Raw genomic sequence first — 21180 nt, 5'->3', positions numbered from 1 at the left:
TTATCAAACTTACTTTGTGAGATCTAATCTCAAAAACAGTTGCAACCAGTTCTAGAAAAATAATTCTGATTCTCAAGATAAAGAACCCAGTTTCGAGGGAACGATGCGACAAAACAATTCTGTTAGAAGCGGACGATTCGGCAGGTTTTTCCGAATTAAGAAGCTGATCCTTACCGCTTGGATCATTCTAAGTATCTTCTTACTTTCTATTTTCATTTCTTGTTCTCATAAAAACTCTGCATCGGGTGCAGCAAATACGAATGGATATCTCTACCAGATGTTCAATTCATTCGATCCTAGATCTATTTTACAGAATTTAGGAAATAATATCATTCCTCCTCTATTCGTGAATTTAGAGGCGAGCAGAGTGGATCTTGTAAATGCAACGAATGATCTTTGTGCTTCTGATTCTTTGTCTAGTGCTCAAGCAGCTTGGATTGCTCATAAATCTGATCTGAAAAAAGTGGAACCTTTTCGTTTCGGATCTACTCTCGCTTATTTTACTCGGATGGATCCGTTCTTAATCAATTATCTAATAGAGTCTTCACCTAATACAACTGAGTTGGATGATTTGGATACATTTACTGTTGGAGATCTTTCCGACGCACAACAGGCAATAGGCCAGATGAAAAATAAGGCTAAAGGTATTAGTGCAATTGAATATATTCTTTTTAGCAGACCAGGAGTAAATAGAGGAACTGCAGCAAGTTGTGGCGATTTTCCTTCTGCTCCAAATGGAAGATCTGCACTTTTAAGAGCATTAGTTTTAGAATATAGCGGTCATGCATTCAATGTGACTAGCGCTTGGGATACAAGTGGAACAAATCCTTTGGGAACACAGCTTGCAACTGCAGGCAACGGGACTTCTGCCACGTTTCCAAGTTCCGGAGCTGCGTTAGATGCTATTTTATCTGGAACAATCCAACTCTTAAGTATTATGAAAGATGGAAAACTGGAAATTCCAGAAGGTCTTTCCGGAGGAGGGAATGGTTCTTCTCCTAAATCAGATCGTGCAGAGTCCAGGTTTTCTGGAGACTCTTTCCAGAATTTAATAGATAATTTCAGTACTTTTAAAGCAATCTATACTGGTAACGGAACAGGTGCAGGACTTTCAGATTATGTAAAATTTTATAGCCCTACATTGGATTCTGAGATTAAACATGAAATCGCTGAATTAGATGAACATTTAGGAGATATCACTCCTTCTGCTGCTGATCCACCTGCTGCGTGGGGAAGTTCTAATTCTGCAAATTTTACTGCAATCAAGTCTAGTATTGCGGACTTAAGTGAATTATTAACTATTTTGAATACTGAACTCGCGGCTCTTACAGGCTCGAGTCCGATTTCCGGTGGACCAGGAGGGGACGGAGATTGATGTTCCAGAAACGATTCCGTTCCTCTCTTGTCTTTAGTATTTTAATTTTTTCTAATTCTTTCCTCTTCTCCCAGCCTAATGGAAATAATGGGGCAAACGGAACTTCTTCAGAAAACGAACAAGAAGATCCTTCTAAGAAGGAAATGTCCAAACAAGAGGAAACTCTTGCAGAGAAGAGAAGAAGATTTTTAGAAAGCGGACAAATCAATGTGATCGGAGCCAAGGATGATGATATTAAAAAGATCCCTGGTTCAGCGAATGTGATCGGCAAAAAGATCTTAAAAGAAACAAATCCAATCGATTCTATGGAAGCGCTGCGCAGGGTTCCTGGTGCAACGATCCGATACCAAGATGCAGTTGGTCTTACTCCGAATATCGCGTTCAGAGGTGTGAGTAACGAAGAATCTAGAAAAACTTTGATCTTAGAAGATGGAGTTTTCACTTCTTTGAGTCCTTACGGACAACCAGAAAGTTATTTTGTGCCTCATATTGATAGAATGGAAAGAGTAGAAGTTGTGAAAGGTTCAGGTTCTATTCTTTTTGGACCAACAACTTTGGGCGGTATTGTAAACTATGTAACCCGCAAACCTCCTGAAAAACCGACGTTTAGTGCGAAGGTGATCGGTGGAATGAACGGTTATGCTTCCAGTCTTTTGCAATATGGCGGGACTAATCAAACTACGAATACTGGTTATGATATTTCTTATATGCGTAACCAAGGAAATGGTTTTAGGGATTACCAAGGTTTTAGAGTTAACGATCTAAATCTAAAGTTGATCCAAAAATTAGGAGAGAAAGATTCTGTTTTTCTAAAGTACCAATCTTACCAGCAAGAGGCTCAATCTACTTATCTAGGACTCACACAGGGTTTGTATTGGAGAAATCCAAGGATCAATCCTGCTAGATATGACCAAAAATCCATCGATAGACAGGCCGCAGTGATTGGTCATGATCATACTTTTAATGAAAATTGGAAGATGATCACAAGAGCATATTGGACAAATGTTGGCTTCTTATTTCGCCAAGAATCTTATTCTCATAATAATCTAACTGAATTCGGTTTTCCTGCAAGACCTCCTGAAAATGCGTTTGGTGTTTATGCTCCTGATATTATAGGAAATCAGCCTGGAGATGTGATTTACATGTTAAATTCCACTCCAAACAGACATTCTTTCTTTAAGACTGGAGGTCTGGAAACTAAGGTAGAAGGTAAATTTAATACATTCGGCTTGGACCATGAGATTGCTTTTGGTGCGAGAATGCATTATGAATCCGTAAACGCAGCGAATAATGTATTCCCTTATCCAACTCTTACTAAAGGTATTACTACACAACAACAGAATCGTAATGCAAGGGCGTATGCTTTGTATGTCCAAGATTCTATCAAATTGACTGATAAGTTTAAGGTGATCCCTGGAGTTCGTTATGAACATATCTTCCAAGGTGTTTATACTCATAGAAGACTTGCGACTGCAGATGATATTTCCAAAGGATACGCGAATACTGTAGGACAATCCATCTTAGTAAATGATGCGAACGAAACTTATACAAAAGTAGTTCTACCAGGGATTGGACTTACTTTTGATATTACAGAAAAGTTTATCTGGTTTGCTGGTGCACACACTGCATTCTCTCCTCCTACATTCTCCACTGTCCAAAATCCTGCATTAGGTTTAGGTTATAAACTTAGTGCGGAAAGATCCAATAACTATGAGACAGGTTTTAGAGGAAATATTACCCGCTACTTCTACACTCAAGTTAGTACATACGCATTATATTTTTCGAATCAAATCGTAAATACGAATGAAGCAGGTTCTGGGCTTGGAGCAGTCCCTATCAATGCGGGAAGATCAGTAAACAGAGGTGTGGAGAGTAATTTTGTTTTCGACTTCGGAAAATTTGCTGAGTCCAGATGGGAAATTCCTTTGGAATTTACTTACTCTTATACAAAAGCAATTTCTACAACTTACGTTCCAGTGGGCACAATACAAAATGCAGATGGAACTGTGAGTATCACAAATCAGCCTTTATTTGCAGTGAACTCTGCAGGAAATCTGATCAAGGTAAACACAAACGGAAATTATCTGCCTTACGTTCCTATGAATGTTTTTATAGGCGCGATTGGAGTGAAAAGCCCGTCTGGATTTTATGCCAGAGTGGAATATCAATATTTTGATAAACAATATTCTGATTTGCAGAATACCAAAAACCAAAGCACGGATGGAAGCCAGGGTGTAGTTCCTGCATACGGAATTTGGAATGCCGATTTTGGATACGAGGCTCCCGGCGGAAGATGGTCTATTTTCGTGAACGGAAAAAATTTAGAAGATAGAGTCTATATTTCCGGAAGACTTCCTGTGGGGATCCAACAAGGGCCATACAGACAAATCAATATTGGGGCTACTTTAAAGCTGGATTAAAATCAGACGGGAGTTGAAAATGTCTCTCGGAAGATGAATCAGAGAACTTCCCAAGCTGCAAATCTTCTCTCCGGATATAAACCTGCGCTAGGAGTTTATGACGAGCTATGCCTCCCTGACGGAAAGTCCAGGGACAAATACGAATTTTTACTTCGTTCACTAAATAATCTCGGCGGCGCAGAATTAAGAAGGCGCAAAGAAGATAGTCTCCGTATTTTAAAAGAGAGCGGAGTAACTTATAATGTTTACGGGGACGAGAGAGAAAGAGCCTGGGGACTGGATCTTTTTCCTCTTCTCATGGACAGCAAAGAATGGGATGGGATCGAAAGAGGTCTGGCCCAAAGATCCGAACTACTTAACGAAATTCTAAAGGACGTTTATGGTCCTAAAAGATCCTTATACGAAAAAAAGATCCCACACGAAGTTCTATTCCAGTCCGGCGGATTTTTAAGAGCATGTGCTCCAGTTTATGATTTTACAAATTTCCGTTTGGCATTTTTAGCCACGGATATCAGCCGCGACAGCCAGGGAAATTTTTATGTGATTGGAGATCGTATTCAGGCTCCTTCTGGTTCAGGATACGCTTTAGAAAATCGAATTGTTCTTTCTCGTATTTTTCCTTCTCTTTATAGAGATTCTCAAGTCCATAGAGTTGCATTATATTTCAGAGCTTTAAGAAGAACATTAAATTCATTCTCTTCTAATAAAGATAGAGAACCGCTTACTATTCTTCTTACTCCAGGTCCTGGAAACGAAACCTATTTTGAGCATGCTTATCTTGCCGGATATCTGGGATATACTTTAGCCCAAGCAGAAGACTTAACTGTTAGAGATAATAAGGTCTTTCTAAAAACGATAGAAGGTTTACAACAAGTAGATGTGATCTTTCGTCGCGTGGACGATTGGTACATGGATCCTCTCGAACTTAAGGGAGATTCTCTTTTGGGAGTTCCAGGTATTTTGGGAGCGGTTCGAGCAGGGACTATCACTGTTGCAAATCCTATCGGCTCTGGATTTTTAGAGAATCGGGCCATCCACGCATATCTTCCAAGTTTATGTAAATTTTATTTGGGAGAAGATCTAATTCTTCCGAATGTTCCTACACTTTGGATGGGAGATGAAAATTCTCGCAAAGAAGTATTTACCAATCCCCATAAATACGCGATCAAACCAGCAATTCGTTCTCCTTTAGATCCTTCTGTTTTTCTTTCTACACTTAAAGAAAGTGAGATGTTGGAACTAAGAACAAAGGTAGAAGCAAGACCAGAACGTTATGTTGCCCAGGAAATTCTCGCAGGTTCTACATCTCCTATTTTTTCGGGAGATTCAGAAGAGCTGCTGATAGGTAAGTCTGTCTTAAGGACTTTTACCTGTCTTTCTGAGAATGGTTATACTTGTATGCCTGGAGGACTCGTGAGGGTTTCTCCTAAGGCGGATGAACTTATTATCACAAACCAAAGAGGAGCTATTTCCAAGGATCTTTGGATCTTAGCTTCTGAAGAGAAGAAGGAGTTTAGTCTTCTTCCTGGCCAGATCGGAAGGATGCCTATCAAAAGAAAAGGTTCCGGAATTCCGAGCAGGGTCGCAGACAATATGTTCTGGATGGGACGTTATGCGGAACGTGCAGAAAATATGTCCAGGCTTCTTAGAGAAACAGTCCATAAGATCTTAGAAGCAGAAGAGTCTTACGAGAAAGAACAATTTTCTATTTTACTCGGAATCTTGGATCAACTTTCAGGCTACAGTCTTGGATTTTTTGAAACAAACGGATTGGATTCTTTGGAATCAATACGAGAGAAGATATTCCAATTAGCAACTTCTCCTTATTCTTCCGGAAGCATCCGCCACGATCTGAATTTTTTCGTAGGAAGTACAAAGGCAGTTAGAGATAGGATCTCTGATGATACTCGATATTTGATTTCTAGATTGGAATCAGAAACTCCACGAAATTCAAGTTACGACGAAGTGTTGGAATACTTACAAAAATTAGTAAACCTGTTTGCTTCTCTCTCTGGTCTTGCAAATGAAAGTATGAGCCGTGAAACTGGATACTACTTCCTGGATATGGGAAAAAGATTGGAGAGGGCGCAGTTTATCGCAAGGCTCTTACTCTCCACGATCGAAAGAACTTCGGTCTATAATAAAAGTATGTTTGAAAGTCTTTTGAATGTGAATGATATTCGGATCACTTACAGAAGACGTTATAAATACAGAGTAGAAGCAGAATCAGTAGTAGACATTCTGATCTTCGACGAAAGTAATCCGCGCTCACTTGCATTTCAGTTGGAAAGATTAAGAGAGAATACATTATTCTCTTCTACTGGAAAAGATGAAGAAATTTCAGAAGAGATCCAAAGACTTACAGATGTTTTAGTTCGATTCAGCGAAGAAGATGCAAAACGACTTTTCGAATATGCAGATCCTGCCGGTGGACTTCGAAGATGGCTCGAAGATATTCTTGCCCAATTGAAATCTGTCTCCGACGCAGTTGCTACCAAATACTTCCGCTATGTGGAAAACCAAGTCAGATTGGGAGGACCTTATGGCTGAGTATTCAGTTCGTCACCTGACCCATTATACATACGAGAAAGAAGTCTCTCATTGTTTGAATTTGGCTCATCTTTGTCCTACATCCAATGAAAGACAGATTTGCAGAGAGTTTAGAATAGAAATTTTTCCTAAACCTAAATATACAGAATTCAGAACGGACTATTTTGGAAATACTGTATATTCTTTTGCAGTGGAAACACCTCATAATATTCTATCCGTGACTGCAGAAGCGAAAGTTTTTACTTCCGAACCTGAAAAGAAAAAAAAGCAGGTTTCGATCACTGCAGCAGAAATATTAGAAAAATTGAAAACGGTTACCGAAAAAGAAGCTTTGGAAGCAATGGAATTTGTAGGAGATTCTGCTTTTGTAACTCGCTCCGTTTCCTATAAGAACTTTTTAGAAAAATATCTGCCGATGGATCTTCCTTATCCGGAAGCTGTTTTGGAATATGTAAAAAGATTCAGAGAAGATTTTAAGTTCAAAGCAGGAAGTACAAATATTTATACTCCTCTGGACGAGGTTTTGGAAAAAAAAGAAGGAGTCTGTCAGGACTTCACTCATCTTTCCTTGGCTGCTTTTCGCTCTATGGGGCTGCCTTGTAAATATGTTTCCGGTTATATAGAAACTTATCCTCCTCCTGGAAAACCTAAATTAAGAGGGAGTGATGCAACCCATGCGTGGATCTCTGTGTATTGCCCGGGCCAAGGTTGGTTCGACTTTGACCCTACAAATGGAAAAGCGATCACAGACGAGTATATTCATACATCTTTAGGTAGGGATTTTTCCGATGTTTCTCCTTTGAAAGGAATTCTATTCGGTGGCGGGAAACATAAATTGAAGGTAGAAGTGGATGTTTCTCAGTTAGGAGATCCTAACTCGATTGGAAATAATATTTAAAATTTTGTAATATCGCGCGGAGTCGCAGAGCGGGCAAAGTGAGAAAAATTTTCTCCGCAGGAAAGGAATCTGCTTTGACACAAACGCAAATCGTAAAGGTTCTCAAAAAAGACCGAAGCTATATTTCAAAAATTGAAACCGGGCAAATAAAAGTTTGGTTCTACGATTTCATTTTGCTTTGCAGATTATCTGATTTCTTTCTTTCTTTCGGCATACATTGTGAAACAAAATTACTAATTAATTTATAATATTATAGTTTAACTCCGACACCGACTTTGCCAGTGTATTCCTGCAAAGTCCAAGAGTATCCCTCTTTTCCTCCAAAATATTGACCAAAGTTTCCAGTCGCCTTAGAATATCCGTCGTAATTATTTCCGGAAAGTTCCACCAGTAGATAAAAGTTCTGTCCGAATATATATCTTGCTCCGACCGAAACTGTAGACTGAACCACTTTAGCGTTGCCGGTTGTTTCATTTCCGTATGCCAATCCGAAGCGCACATACGGATCGAAAGAAGAATTTTCCAGAAAATGATATGCTACGTTCAGACCATATGTCCTCATTTTCAAAAGATCATTCTGGTGATATGTATAGTATGGAGAATTTATCTGGATATTTTTTAACTCGTTTTGAGTTAAATTTCCGTTTCCGTATGTATCATCCAGAGCAATAACACCAAGCATAACTAAATCTCGGGAGAACGTCAGGTTAGAACCTTGGAAATCGGCACTGTTAACATTCGCACCTAATCCGATTCCGTTCTTAAAGACATACTCGAAAAGAAACGAATAATTTTGGCCGGTAACTTTCGGTTTCGGAGAATGATCGAACGCGTAAAGGCTTGCGGCTTTATCTGTTTCCGTTCCGGTATTCCAAATATAGTTTCCGATCGAGTTATCCAGGTTATTATAACTATTTTCCTTATTCATAGCATTTGGATCATATTTATAAGGTTTAGCATTCGGATAGGAGAGCCCTTCTCCGTAAGTCAATTCAAAGAAAAAAGAACCTCGATTATTATTTTCGGCATATATAGACTGAGTACTAACGAGGCAAAGGATGCTGATAAAACGTATGATTTTCATTTACCTTTCGCTTAACTTCCTAGGTTATCCTGATATTATAAGAACAATTTTGAATAATCGAATTTGAACTCCGATCAGTTCTTTAACTCACAAGAGTAAGTTGCCCCGTCATCGGAAGTAAATGTACATAATGTCACAGTAGCAGCGGAATAAATAGAAACGGAATAGATACCGGGAGAGTTATTTGTCGGAATACAAGTTGAATTGACTTCCAATCTAAAGTATTGAATATCAGAATTACTAACTTGTGAAAGAGTAAATCGAGAAGATGTCTCCCCCGGATTAACATTTCCAGATTCCAGAACTTTAAACATGTCAGATCCGGGGCAAACGTCCATCTGCCATAAGGTGTAATTTTGGACGATCGAAGAATCGTTTCGAAACTGAACTTCCGCAGGTTTTCTTAAAATTGTACTATAGAATGCCTCCAAAGAAGTCATTCCAAAATTACGACTTTCCGCTTCTCCTTCACAGTTCAAAAAGATAATGGAGAATAAAATAAAGGGCACTAGTTTCTTTTTCATTTTGATTCCTTATAAAGAACAAACACCGAACAAAAAGCAAGCGGTAACAAGATCGACCGTATCGATCATTACGTTCTTGGTCACCGTCGTGCCTGCTGCGTCCATAACGGTTACGGGAAACGTGTATTGGCCCAATACATTATTGGTCGCAGGCCCACTCAACAAACCACCCGACGTCATATTTGCTCCGGGAGGTGCCCCGGAACCTTTTGTCCAAGTATAAGGGAGAAATCCACCGGTAGCTTGGAATTGTACGGAATAAGAAGTTCCCCAACCGAATTTGCAATTAGGAACACAGTTGGAAAAATCGGGAGAAGGATTCGCACTATTAGCGTATACACTGTATTTCAAATCCAAAGAAATAGGAAGTCCGTCTAAATCTGTTCCTGTTATCGTAATATTCTTGTTCGCTCCGGTCAACCATTCCGGCTGTGGAGGGATCGTAATCGTATCCCGAAACTGATTCTTTTGAGAAATTTGAACAGAATTCGGATCAATACTGCCGAGTGTTCCCCCAATGTTCAACGAGGTGATATCAACCGATTTGTCTAGCGTAACGGATATTCCTGTATTTGTAGAAATTACGCTTCCATTTGCAGGTGAAAGGGAACTTACACCTGCGGGCATACAAGCCCCTGCCCCGGTTGCAAAGGCTCCTGCAGAATCCAGCATTGCGGAAGATTGAGCACCCACACTATTGCATGCGGTATATACGCAATCATAAGATGTGACAACGCCTGTCGAAACAATAGTCGTTCTACCGCATTTTCCAGTTCCGTTCTGCGTTACCCAAACGTTTCCGATCTCTACAGCGTCCGGATTATAGTCCAATCGAATAATTCACTGGACAGCTAGTGCAACCGCCTGTTAAAGCAATATATAAATTAGCGGCGTCGAAACAAATTTGCGGCCTATCTTCCAAAGGAATCGGCCAGCAAAGAGTCAATACCAATTGCACAATTTCCATCGTATTCGGCTTGGAACCGCATCTATACGCTCCGAAAATACCGATCGATAGAAATAGAACGATATTTAAGGCGATGATTATTCTTTTCATTAGTGATTTCCGATTGTGCATTTCAGTTTTTATTTAAAAAATCTATAACTTCCGGTAAGGAAAGAAGATCGGTTGATAGAGAAAAACTTCCGTCAAGGACTCTACTTACCACTGAATTATAAAGCGTGTCTGATATTTCGGGAGTTTGCCATCTGGATGAATAAATTTTTTGGACGGAAGACTCTTTAAGCGATTGAAGAACTTTGTAATTGTAGATATATAATGAGCCTGCAGCATTATCCAAAGCCAATCCCAAAATGGGATTTACCCCTTTGAAAGGTCGAACATCCGGCAAAGACATGTAGCTTGCCTTCAATTGAAAATCTTGATCGGCCACAAACAGAAAGTTATCTGCTACACATGAGATCACCACAAAGTTATTTTTCAAAAGTTCCATATCCGAAACAATATGTGAAAGTTCCACATCACTTAAAGTTTTTGTTAAGTTTAACTTTGAAGATTGTAGCTTGAATGTATTCCCCTGTTTTTTAAAATAAAGGACTCTAGTGCCGGAAGAATCCGAAACGACGGCGGTGTTGCCTTCAATATCGAAAGCATTGACTCCGGAAAATTTCTGATCGAAAGAAGCAGAAATATCGAAGAAAGATTCTAGGTTCGGTGAAAATCTAAAAATTGAATCACCTTGAAAACCGTATAATATTCTTTTCTTGTCTCCAGATTTAATTTTGGAAAAAGGACCGGATATTTCTTTAGGAGTGGAATTCTTCAATAAGATACCACCGGTAAAACTGAACAAATCTGAGACCTTTTTATCGACAGTTAAAACGTATATGACCCCGTTTGCAGACAAGGCAATACCCTGAGCATTTTTAAGTGAAGAATCGGTGATATAAGAAAGAGAATTACTACCCTTAGAGTATAAAATAGACCCGCTCGTTGAATCAAGTATAACGAGCGTTTCTTGTGTTTTCGTTAATTACGAATCTCCTTTCCCCGGATCGAGAACTGCGACATCTACTGCCTCGATCCCCCTTAGGTCAATAGTCGCCCCTTGACCGAAAAATAATTTCGGAGCCCTTCCCAAAATCTCAGAATTAACCTGTAGATCCTGAGAGAAGACAATATTTGAATTTGAGCCGCCTGAATCGCTTACGCCGATATTCGCAACCCCTCCGAAGTAGGAAGAATCCATAGATTTCGGTCTATTACATGAAATAATGGAAAATATAAGTATAATTAATGGAACAATGCGCATTTATATCAACCTTTCGCACAATTGACACATAATATGCACATGGGAATGATGTAAAATGATTTTCTCAAAATTACTACGCTGAGAAAAGTTCGGCTTGTGGAAGAAGCAATTTAAACCCTTCGCGTCTTAGCGTCTCTGCGTGAGAAATTGAATGTACTTGAATCTGACACACGGGTTGAAGTAAAAAAATGGCTTGGAATAAGCGAAAAACATTTCTTTCAAAACCCGCGAAGGATCGCAGCGTAAATCCGGCGATGCACCATGTGATAAGAGGGAAGATTTCAAATTTAAAAAGATCGAATGGTGCTTCGCTGACTGAAGCGAAGAGCCTGACCCGAGCGTAAAAAATAAAAAAAGTCAGCGAATTAAGGGTAATCGCGAGGGACGCGGCCTATGTTAAAAGAATGAGTTAAGTTTATTCTTTAAATGAAAAAGGCCCTCCCGAAGGAGGGCAATGGATCAGGTACTGGGAATAATATCAGACCGGAGCAAGATCTCCAGAAACGAATCTTTTCCAAGTGTTTAACGCCACTTTGTAATCCGACTCAGCTTCTTTGACTGCCTTTTTTCCTGCTTCTTCTTTCACAGATTTCAAATTGATCATTCTGGCTTGGCTTTCCTGAACGGAATTACGCAGAACCTCTAATCTTTCTTCGAATCCTTGGCTTAAGGTTTGAGATTTAGCTTCTAGTTTTTCGCGTAGAGCCTTCTCTTCCATTACCATTTTTTTGCGCAGGATCTGTTCTTCAGAGATAGTCTTTCTATCACTTGCTAAACCGAAAAATGCGAAAGTATTGATCAACCATTTGGTTGGATCGTAATCGAACCAACGGATACCGTTTCTGTAATCAGCTTGGAACTCGTGGTGGAAGTTATGATATCCTTCGCCAAAAGTAAACAATGCGATGACCCAATTGTCCTTAGCAGTATGTTTATCGGAGAAAGGTTGGTCTCCTTTATAATGTGCCAAGGAGTTGATGAAGAATGTCATGTGGTGATTTACCGCAATTCTTAAAGAACCTGCTAATAATAATCCACCCAATGCATCTCCCCAAAGAGCGCAAAGAAGAGTAGGGAACAAAAATCCCATGAAAATAGCGATCGGGTAATAATGATCGTCTTGGAATTTTACCCATTTGTCTTCGTAAAGATCGTTCACGTTAACTGGAGTTCTATGATCTCTATTCTCGAATAACCAAAGAATATGAGCATACCAGAACCCTTTTGTGATCGCATAAGGATCTTCTTCCTTATCTACGAATCTATGGTGAATTCTATGATCAGAACTCCATTCGATCACTGATTGTTGGAACGCAGCCGCTCCGAAAAGAATATAAAACAATTTTACCGGCAAAGAAGCTTTATAAGCTCTATGCGAGAATAGACGGTGGTATCCTCCGGTGATCGCAAGTCCGGTTGCTGCGGTCATAAATAGATACACAAGCCATGTGTTTAATGGAATACCTCTGGTTAATAATAAGGCACCCGTCCCGATGACCCCGATGATCGGAGTCGCTATTAAGAAGATTGTGGTCTTCAACGCTATTTTCTTTTTCGTTTGTTCCATGTCGGTTTTTCCCGTCTTGGTTTTTCTGATAAGAGCGGAATTGAGGACCCAGGTTGCGAAAAAATTCAGAAATTTAGAATTTTTCCATCTGGCTCCGATCCGGCTCAAAAATCTGTTTTTTCCTGAGGAGTTCCTACTATCATGGAATTCCGGGCGATGCCCGAGGGAGATCCGCTTTGAGGGAAGAATTGTTTCAACTCATTCAAACCCACGCCTATCGTTTCCGAGAGGAACCGTTCACCTTGGCCAGTGGTAGAAAATCCAGGCATTATTTTAATTGTAAGGAAATCACTCTTCATCCTCAAAGATTAGAATTACTTTGTAAGTATATTGTGGAAAAACATCTTCCAGAATCCGGTCTGGACAGGGAAGAAGCCTTCGGTGGTCTCACAATGGGAGCAGATCCTATCTGTTTTGGGATCTCCTTAGAATATAGAAAACAATCCAAGAATGTATTCCCGTTGATCGTGAGAAAACAAGCTAAGGACCACGGCACCAAAAATTTGGTAGAAGGTGGAGTAAACGGAGTCAAATCCTGTGTGGTAGTGGATGACGTGATCACTACTGGAGGTTCTACCTTGCAAGCAATCAAAAGTTTGAGAGACGCTGGATTAGAAGTAACCGCTTGTATCTGTATCTTGGACAGAGAAGAAGGCGGCAAAAAAGCGATAGAAGACGAAGGGATCAAAGTTTTCCCTTTGTTTAAAAAATCAGAATTCGGAAGTTTAGATTAATGTCCGTATTTCAATACGATTCTCCCGTTTTTAAGAAAAAACTACTGATCCGAGCTGGACTTGTAGTTTCGATTTTCGTAATATTCATTGGGATCAGTTTTTTTCAGGTAGAGTTAGATAAAAGATCTGGATTTCTTTCCGCGTATGCGCTCTTAAGCGGTGTTCTAATACTTATTCTTCTAAAAAACTACAGAAAACAGTTAAAAGTATTAGAAGGTGCCAAAGTGGAACTGGACTCTTCTTCCTTAAAACAATGGAACGCGAAAGGCCAATGTATGGAGTTCGAATATCGCGACTTACAAAGTATCGAGAAAGATAGATTTAGAGGTTACGAAAGAATTCTACTCATTTCCAAACAAGGAACTTATATACCTATATTAAATATAGAAAATATGGATCAGTTCTTAAGCGAATTAGAGAAGAAAACCGGCAAAAAAGCAAAAGTCTTCGAAGAAGACACTAAGGTATTAAGCTGGAAAACTTTAATGACTTTCTTACCTTCTATAGGAGCAACAATTGCTTTTGTAAGTGGATATTGGAAAGAAAAACAAGATGCTCTTTTTATAATATTTGTAGTGAATGCACTTTTGTTCCTGATCTATTTTCCTAAAGATAGAATGGATACAGGATATTCCGCGAGAAGACGTTATATCTTTATTTTAGTGGTAGTATTGATTACTCTAATTGCTCGGTATTTCGAGTTGGTCAATTTTGGATAGATCCTGAATTGGTAATACCTTTCAGGATATTCATTTTTTTCTGAGCAAGTCTTCTGAGTTCAGTCATCTCTTCTGTAAAATTTTGTAAGATTGGATCCAGATGTATATGGTTCTCCATCGTTTGGACACTATCTCTTACATATTTTAGATCATCAAAGTTGACTAATTTTCCGCCCAGGATCAGTTTTCGCACAGTGTCGAATTCATATTTTCTCAAATGAATACGGATTAAAAACTCGGCAGAAAATTTAGAAGTAAGTCTGGACCAAGGGCTTTTTGGATTAAAAGAAACTTCATTAGACGCAACAGCATCTGCAGCTCTTTTGAAACCTAAGGGAGAACCTCCTCCTCCGCCTAAAGAAGTGATCTCATAATCTGGAATATCACGAGCAACTGCGACAGGAGTTCCGCTTCTTTCTAATAACTCTGATAATAAATTTCTGCGTCTATTATCGTCGTAATCATTTGGGGCAGAAGTGAGAACCCTTTGGTATTCTTCCAACATCACTGCGATATTGATAAACCTTCCCAAAGGAGTATTATTATGCTCTTTTATCTTTGGAAATAATTCTCGTGTGATCTGAAAGGGAGATTTTCTTTTATAATAGGTGGCCTCATAAGCCTTCTCCAATTTTTTTTCCGCGAAACCTTTCAGTTCATTTACGATCTTTAGGTCCGCGTAGATATAAGCATCCACTCCCTGGTCTTGGTCCCTGGAATTTTTGGATTGTTCTGGAAGAACGATCTTAATGATAAAAAGATACTTGGCTTCCCTGAGCATTTCCAGGGTTTCTCGGATTTCATGCACATCCCTGGAAAAGAATGCGATCATATCTTTCAAAAAAGTGTCTGAAGTAGGGATACGATTGTCTTCCTGCTGGTTGATCTTTTTGATCTCTTCCGCAAGTTCCAGGGCGATTTCCAGCTGAGTAGCCATTGAAGGAATAACTTACTTCCGGGCTAGTTTTGAATCAAGATAGTTTTCCTCATTCTGGACTGAGCTGGAAGCTCATTTTTCTCAATAAACGTAGGGGATATACTGCGGAAATCCAACCCAAGATAGGTGCAAAAACTAAGATCAGGATTGGGGTTTCAGGCAAAAAAGAGAAGGTGAGCGTCCAGCCGAACGCGTTCTTATTCACCACATAAAGGATAATAGGAGACATGATGAGAGAAGAGATGATCCCAAAGAACGCACCGAATCCTGTCAGATAAACTGACTCCGTTTTAAGAATAATTCCAAGTTGGTCCTGAGAAGCTCCTAAATATTTTAGAAGTCCCAAGATCCTGCGCTTATCGTACAAAGTATGAACAAGAGAAGAAAGTAAAGAAATGACAGAGATTAGAATTGCAGTCGCCTTAAGAGAATCCAAAACTCGAAATACTTTATTGATCTCATATAGATAAATTTCCCTGAGTTGTGCAGAATCGAGTAAGATCAGATCTTTGTATTCAGGATCAGAATTCATAAAATCCGTAATTTTCTTTTTGGAATATTCTATACCAGATGTATCTGAATATTCTTTCTTTAAGAAAAGTTTAATGGAGTTTATGGTCTTAAATTCGAAGTTTTTCCTATAGGAATGGATATCCATCATCACAGTTCCTTTTTCCGAAAAGAAATGTTCTTTGATCCCTTTGATATGAAAATTCCTTTTGCCGAAAGGTGTTTGAGCGATTAACACATCTCCCACTTTTAATTTTTTTAAATGGGCCATATTGGAAGAAATTAAAACATCAGTTTCTTCTTTTACTTCATTCTCTATTCTTTCCGCTTTGGTCTGATAAACTGAAAAATCATATGCGTGAATGATAAAATTACCTCTATCAGTTTCAAAGGACGTATTTACTAAAAAACCATCCAGATAAGAACTTACACCTAAATCTCTGATCTTTTCAGGAAGATCTTTAGGGACCCCACCATGGATCCCCGAATGGAAGAATCGATCATTGATGATCGTAAAGTCAGAAGGATATTCTGAATCTACCCAATCATTCAGAGATTTTTTATAACTATCTGTGAGAATGGTCAGACATAAAACCAAAGAAACTGCGAGCATTACAGTTGCAGCAGTCAAAGTATTCCTTCCTGGATTTTCTTTTAATTCTTCTAAGCCAATCCTGAAAAAAGGAAAACTTTTATCACTTCTATCCAGAATTTTAGAAACACCAGAACTGAATAAGGAAAGTAAATAAGGAAAAGCGAATGTGATCCCAATTGTAACACCTCCCACACCAAGTAAGCCAGGCAAAGGAAGTCTCCAAGGAGAAGGAAGATTAGAGATTCCTAAAGAAGAAAAAAATATGATCCCACCATAAATCGCGAGTCTTGAATTTGGGATCTGCCTTTTTTCTTTTTGAGAGTCTCTGAGTATGGAAAGGGGAGGGAGCTTTCCCGCACGTATTGCAGGATAAACAGAAGAAATAACCGAACCCAAGATCCCAAGCCCTGCAGCGAGACCTAAATCAAATAAAGAAATAGAACTATAAGTTGATAATAAATTTTTATCTACAAGCCCCGATTCAGGACGGAAAAAATCTAAACCGGAAAAGAATATACCAAAAACAATCCCTAAAACAGTACCTATACTTCCGAGCAAAACAGATTGGCTTAAAAAAAGAAAGATAGAAGATCTTACATCCAATCCTAAAGTTCTTAAGATCCCCAGTTCTCTTTCTCTACTCAAATATAAACCTGTCATGGTATTAGAAACCATGAAGAATGCGATCAAAAGTGAAATAAAAGAAATGATTAGGAGATTTAATTGAAAAGAGCGAAGTGCATTTGCAGATTTTTCTTGGATCTCTTCTGATGTTTCTATTTTGACATTTGCACCTAATACCTTTTGCAGATTTTCTTTTACCTGAGAAAGATTTGGGTCAGAAGATTTTAAAAGAAGATAATCTGCTCCATTGATATCTTTGAGTTTTTCTTGGATCAAAGAAATATCTTCAATGATCAAAAAACCACCTTCCATATCTACTGAGATATAATCCTTAAACTCCCAGTTTTTTCCATTTAGAAGAAGAGAAAATGGGGCACCTTTAAATTTATCCGCTAAGGATTTGGATACATATGTTTTTTCTAATGGACCGGAAAATTCAGAACTTGTGTCTTCCTTTAAAGGAATTCCTAAATATTCTTTGGTGAGGTCCATTCCCATATACAGAACTCTTAGATTATCAGAAGAAATTCCTTCTTGTTGTATTCTGGGTCTGATAGCGGAAATATTTTTTAGATCAGGATTAGAATGTATTTCGGAAAGGATTTGCCAATCCAGGCTTTGTCCAGGTCTACTCGGAGAAATTTTTAAATTAAAATCTCCTTTTAAATATCCCATAGAAAAATCGACTAGAGACTTTTCTGCTTTGTTTGCGTTACTTGTAGTGGATAAGAATAATCCTACACCTAATGAAATTCCTAAAAGTGCAAATATGAATCTGGGAAGATGTGTCTTAAAATATTCGTATAAGAATAAAAAATACAAATTCATACAAGACCCAAAGCAGGATTTTGTTCATGTAGGATGATTCCATCCTTCATCTTAAGTCGTATTTTCCCTTTTTCTCCTATCTCTCTATCATGGGTTACTATGAATAAAGAAAACTTCTCCTTCTCTTGTAATTCCAAGAGAAGTTCCAAAATTTTATGAGCGTGGTATGTATCTAAATTTCCAGTAGGTTCATCTGCCAAAACTATACTTGGGCGTTTTGCAAGCGCTCTTGCAATTGCAACTCTCTGTTGTTCTCCACCGGAAAGTTCGTCCGGTTTATGCTTGAATCTATGAGTAAGATCAACCTTCTCCAATGCTTCTTTCGCAACCTCTCTTGCTTTAGATTTTCCCAAACCTGAGATATAAAGAGGCAAGGCCACATTTTCCAAAGCGCTTAAATAAGGAAGAAGATGAAAGAATTGGAAGATGATCCCAGTTTCATTCCTACGATATTCTGTAAGTTCTTGTTCTGTAAAATTGCTTAGGTTTTTACCACCGATCCAAACTTCTCCTGAATCTGCTTGGTCTATCCCAGAGAGAATATTCAAAAATGTAGATTTACCTGAACCAGATGGACCCATCAAAGTCAAAAAAGTATCTGATACATCTAGGTTGATCCCTTTCAGGACTGGAACGTTCTGTTTTCCATTTATATAGGACTTGGTTAAATTTCGGATTAGGATCTTGTTTGTCGGATTCGACATGATCCTATTTTGTTTTATCTAGGAGAAGAAGCAAGGGATTATTCACGGAGAGGCACAAAGGGAAACTAGACGCAAAGAAATTTTCACGCAGAGGCGTGAAGACGCGGAGAGAAGAGTGCGGATTTATTAAAGAATATAATAGTTATATAGATTTAAAATAAGTTTGGGGGCAAACAGAAGTTGAGGAAAGGGAACTAGGAATTTTCTCTCACGCTAAGCCGCCAAGACCGCTAAGATTTTAGGGACTACTAGATAAAAAACCTTCTCCCCCTTAGCGCCTTTGCGTGAAAAACAACTAGTACGAAATTAACTATCTAGTAATCCTTGCGAATTCAATCCCTTGGTAATAATGACGAATGATCTCTGCGTAGGTAAAATTCTGCTTTGCCATACCGAAACTTCCCCATTGGCTTAAGCCCACACCGTGACCGGCACCCATACCCTTGATCAAAAATCCTTCTGTTTCTCTTTTGATACCAAAACGAAGAGATTTCACTGAAGTTCCGAGTAGGCTGCGAAATTCTTTTCCTTTAATTTTAGAAGTACCTTGTTTCCCGATCACTTCTAAAAGATCCACTCTACCGGAAGGAGTTCTAGAAAGAACTTGTACGGATTGGATAGAACCGACACCTAAGGAAGAAAGAGTTTGATCCATTTTATCTTGGTTTAAAACTTCCTTCCAAACAAAATTGTCGCCGGCCTCATCAAACCTGGAAGCAACAGATTCTAAGTAAGGAAGCCTTTTGCCACCCCAAACTTGGTCAGGAGTTTCAGTTCTCCCACCGCTATTAGAATGAAAGAACATATGGATAGGATCATCTTCATAAACTGCAAGAACACCTTCTGTATCACGAACTGCTTGAGTGGTTCTTGGATTTTCTTTAGCCATCCCAGAGTAAGCTTGTGAATTCACAGTGGACTCAACATCATAAGCGGTATCTTTTTTATTCAGGATCTCTCTGATCGCATAAGTTCTGGAACAGATCGCTTGTGCTTTTAAAGCTTCCGTTGGCCAGCCAGCAGGAACTTCTGAAGGAACAACAGAATATAAATATTCTTCTAATGGAACTCTATTGATGAGTAGAACGTTGCCATTTTTATCAGGTTGGAGTAAAATTTCTCCTCTGAACTTTCTTCCCTTATATTCCAAACCAGGATTGTCCGCTACGAAACGGATAGGAGCCTTCAATTTTTTAGCGTCCAGAGAGATCATATCATATGCGCGTTTGATCAGAAGATCGTTCACATCATATACGAAAATAACCCCGTCTGCTTTGATCATCAGATCAGATTCAGCCTTTCCTAAAAAGACTCTGATCTTTTCGGAAGTTTTAAGAGCATTCGGAGCATTCCAAGGACGAATGATGACTGTATTACAACCCCAGACCGCCAAAATTAAGAATGATAGAATGATAATAGAAAGTCGTTTCATGGGCACCTTCGGTTTCGTATACCTTTGGTACTTACTATCGAAGAAAAATCAGATTCCCTTCAGCGATTTTTAGGGGAGAAGATCGATACTGCTTCCAAATGAGGAGTTTGAGGGAATGGATCGCAGAGTAGGAACTCCTCCATTTTATAGGATTCTTCCAAAATTTTGGCATCTCTCAGCAAATTTGTAGGATTACAGGAAATATAGATGAGCTGAGAAACAGGGTTAGAATTTAAGAAGGCGCATAATTCTGGAGAAAGTCCGCTTCTGGGAGGATCTGCGATCACCACTGAATCCTTCCATGGAAGATTCGCGGAGTTCATTTTCTCCAAACCTTTTTTATGAAATAGGTCAAACGCCAAAAATTCTATTTTTTTATCCGGGAAAATATCTTGTAGGAACTCCTCGCCAGCTGATACAGAAGAAGATATAATATCGATTCCCAGGATTCGAGAAAATTTTTCACCGAATAGAATTGAGAAAAATCCACTTCCACAGAAAAGGTCCGCAAGATTTTCAGCTGGTTTAATTTTAGATCTAATAAATTCTAAAATTTTAATAAACTCTTTAGGATTCGGTTGGAAGAATCCATCAAAAGGAATTTTGAATTTTTTACCCCAGATCTCTTCTATCAGATAAGTATTTCCTCTAATCGCAAGTGCTTCTCCTGAAGCAGAAATTTCTCCCTTTTTACGGTTAAAACAAAATACTATATTTTTAGCGGCTAGTATCTCTTTTGCTTTTTCTGCCACCTGATTCATCAGATTTTCATTCTTAAAATCTTCTGTAAATGTTAGAATGCTCATTGAGTCATCATTGAAAACGGATTTGCGCAGAGTCAGATATTTCAGATAACCTGTTTCTTTTTTGCGATCGTATTCTAATTCAGGAAAACATTCCAAAAGTTTTTGGAAAAGAGGCATTTCAGAATTTGCCCAATCCGTTTGGATGGAGCAGTTTTCTATTTTTACAATCCTTCTGAAATTTCCTGACATTCTTAAACCAACGACCCGTCCAGGAAAGACAGCAAAGTCCATACGGTTTCTGTAAGAGTAAGAAGATTCCGCAGGAGATATACTTTTATTGACTAGATTAAAATTTTGTAATCCTTTTAGGATTGGATCAGATGTTAATTTGAATTGTTCAAGATAGGGCAGGTGTTGGCCGGAACATCCACCACATTCTCCAAAACTAGGACATTGCGGAGAAGATACTCTTGGCTCTAAGTGGGTAGGATTCCATTTATAGAAAACTTTTCTTTTTCCGAATTTGTATACTTCGTATACATCTCCCGGAAGAGAATAAGGAATTTCTATTTTCTTTTTTCCTAATGTACCTTCTCCCCTTAGATTGGGTAAAAGGGTTTCAATTTCTAAAACTCCGAAAGGTTCCTGGTCAAACATGGA

Annotated in this window: 16 protein-coding genes; 6 read left to right on the top strand and 10 right to left on the bottom strand. The window is 38.8% G+C overall.

Features of this window, described 5'->3' with window-relative positions; translation table 11 throughout:
• Window positions 1-103 precede the first annotated feature (103 nt).
• From EHQ52_RS03690 to EHQ52_RS03675, 4 genes are read left to right on the top strand one after another with little or no spacing between them, the layout of a single operon-like run.
• Entirely contained in the window at window positions 104-1375 is a 1272-nt protein-coding gene (locus EHQ52_RS03690; protein WP_135613913.1) for an imelysin family protein, read from the top strand.
• Window positions 1375-3795, top strand: a complete 2421-nt coding sequence (locus tag EHQ52_RS03685) for a TonB-dependent receptor family protein (RefSeq protein ID WP_135613912.1) — start codon at window positions 1375-1377, stop codon at window positions 3793-3795. Before EHQ52_RS03690 ends, EHQ52_RS03685 begins: the two co-directional genes overlap by 1 nt.
• Before the next feature lie 33 nt (window positions 3796-3828).
• On the top strand, window positions 3829-6345 hold the full coding sequence (locus EHQ52_RS03680) for a circularly permuted type 2 ATP-grasp protein (protein ID WP_135613911.1): 2517 nt from the start codon (window positions 3829-3831) through the stop codon (window positions 6343-6345).
• Entirely contained in the window at window positions 6338-7243 is a 906-nt protein-coding gene (locus EHQ52_RS03675) for a transglutaminase family protein (protein WP_135613910.1), read from the top strand. The genes EHQ52_RS03680 and EHQ52_RS03675 overlap by 8 nt, the downstream gene beginning before the upstream one ends.
• Window positions 7244-7493: 250 nt before the next feature.
• Here the strand turns inward: EHQ52_RS03675 and EHQ52_RS03670 are convergent, their stop codons facing one another.
• The 5 genes from EHQ52_RS03670 to EHQ52_RS03650 all read right to left on the bottom strand — a co-directional run bounded on the left by EHQ52_RS03670 (window position 7494) and on the right by EHQ52_RS03650 (window position 12691).
• Window positions 7494-8327: a porin family protein gene (locus EHQ52_RS03670; protein ID WP_135613909.1), complete on the bottom strand. Its 834-nt coding sequence runs from the start codon at window positions 8325-8327 to the stop codon at window positions 7494-7496.
• Between the two features lie 74 nt (window positions 8328-8401).
• A complete protein-coding gene (locus tag EHQ52_RS03665) occupies window positions 8402-8851 on the bottom strand; it encodes a hypothetical protein (protein ID WP_135613908.1) in 450 nt (149 codons plus the stop codon).
• Between the two features lie 9 nt (window positions 8852-8860).
• Window positions 8861-9682 (bottom strand): Ig-like domain-containing domain, encoded by an 822-nt coding sequence (locus tag EHQ52_RS03660; protein WP_135613907.1) that lies wholly within the window; start codon window positions 9680-9682, stop codon window positions 8861-8863.
• Between the two features lie 248 nt (window positions 9683-9930).
• Entirely contained in the window at window positions 9931-10719 is a 789-nt protein-coding gene (locus tag EHQ52_RS03655) for a hypothetical protein (protein ID WP_135613906.1), read from the bottom strand.
• Window positions 10720-11602: 883 nt separating this feature from the next.
• On the bottom strand, window positions 11603-12691 hold the full coding sequence (locus EHQ52_RS03650; RefSeq protein ID WP_135613905.1) for an acyl-CoA desaturase: 1089 nt from the start codon (window positions 12689-12691) through the stop codon (window positions 11603-11605).
• 176 nt (window positions 12692-12867) lie between these two features.
• On the opposite strand from EHQ52_RS03650, the gene pyrE reads away from it, so the two are divergent.
• Together pyrE and EHQ52_RS03640 are read left to right on the top strand one after the other, a co-directional pair.
• Complete coding sequence (gene pyrE / locus EHQ52_RS03645; protein ID WP_135613904.1) at window positions 12868-13425, top strand: orotate phosphoribosyltransferase; 558 nt, start codon at window positions 12868-12870, stop codon at window positions 13423-13425.
• Window positions 13425-14144, top strand: a complete 720-nt coding sequence (locus EHQ52_RS03640; RefSeq protein ID WP_135613903.1) for a hypothetical protein — start codon at window positions 13425-13427, stop codon at window positions 14142-14144. Before pyrE ends, EHQ52_RS03640 begins: the two co-directional genes overlap by 1 nt.
• Here the strand turns inward: EHQ52_RS03640 and EHQ52_RS03635 are convergent.
• From EHQ52_RS03635 to EHQ52_RS03615, 5 genes are all read right to left on the bottom strand, one after another.
• Entirely contained in the window at window positions 14131-15081 is a 951-nt protein-coding gene (locus EHQ52_RS03635) for a hypothetical protein (RefSeq protein ID WP_135613902.1), read from the bottom strand. The two genes, EHQ52_RS03640 and EHQ52_RS03635, sit on opposite strands and share 14 nt — an antisense overlap.
• A gap of 49 nt (window positions 15082-15130) precedes the next feature.
• Window positions 15131-17638 (bottom strand): ABC transporter permease, encoded by a 2508-nt coding sequence (locus tag EHQ52_RS03630; RefSeq protein ID WP_135613901.1) that lies wholly within the window; start codon window positions 17636-17638, stop codon window positions 15131-15133.
• Window positions 17635-18342 (bottom strand): ABC transporter ATP-binding protein, encoded by a 708-nt coding sequence (locus EHQ52_RS03625; protein ID WP_135613900.1) that lies wholly within the window; start codon window positions 18340-18342, stop codon window positions 17635-17637. Before EHQ52_RS03625 ends, EHQ52_RS03630 begins: the two co-directional genes overlap by 4 nt.
• Window positions 18343-18652: 310 nt before the next feature.
• Complete coding sequence (locus EHQ52_RS03620) at window positions 18653-19774, bottom strand: SpoIID/LytB domain-containing protein (RefSeq protein ID WP_135613899.1); 1122 nt, start codon at window positions 19772-19774, stop codon at window positions 18653-18655.
• A 59-nt stretch (window positions 19775-19833) separates the two neighbouring features.
• Complete coding sequence (locus EHQ52_RS03615) at window positions 19834-21177, bottom strand: class I SAM-dependent RNA methyltransferase (RefSeq protein WP_135613898.1); 1344 nt, start codon at window positions 21175-21177, stop codon at window positions 19834-19836.
• Window positions 21178-21180: the final 3 nt, after the last annotated feature.

It is taken from the genome of Leptospira koniambonensis (assembly GCF_004769555.1).
Classification (GTDB): domain Bacteria; phylum Spirochaetota; class Leptospiria; order Leptospirales; family Leptospiraceae; genus Leptospira_B; species Leptospira_B koniambonensis.
This window is presented reverse-complemented; position numbering and strand designations above follow the sequence as displayed.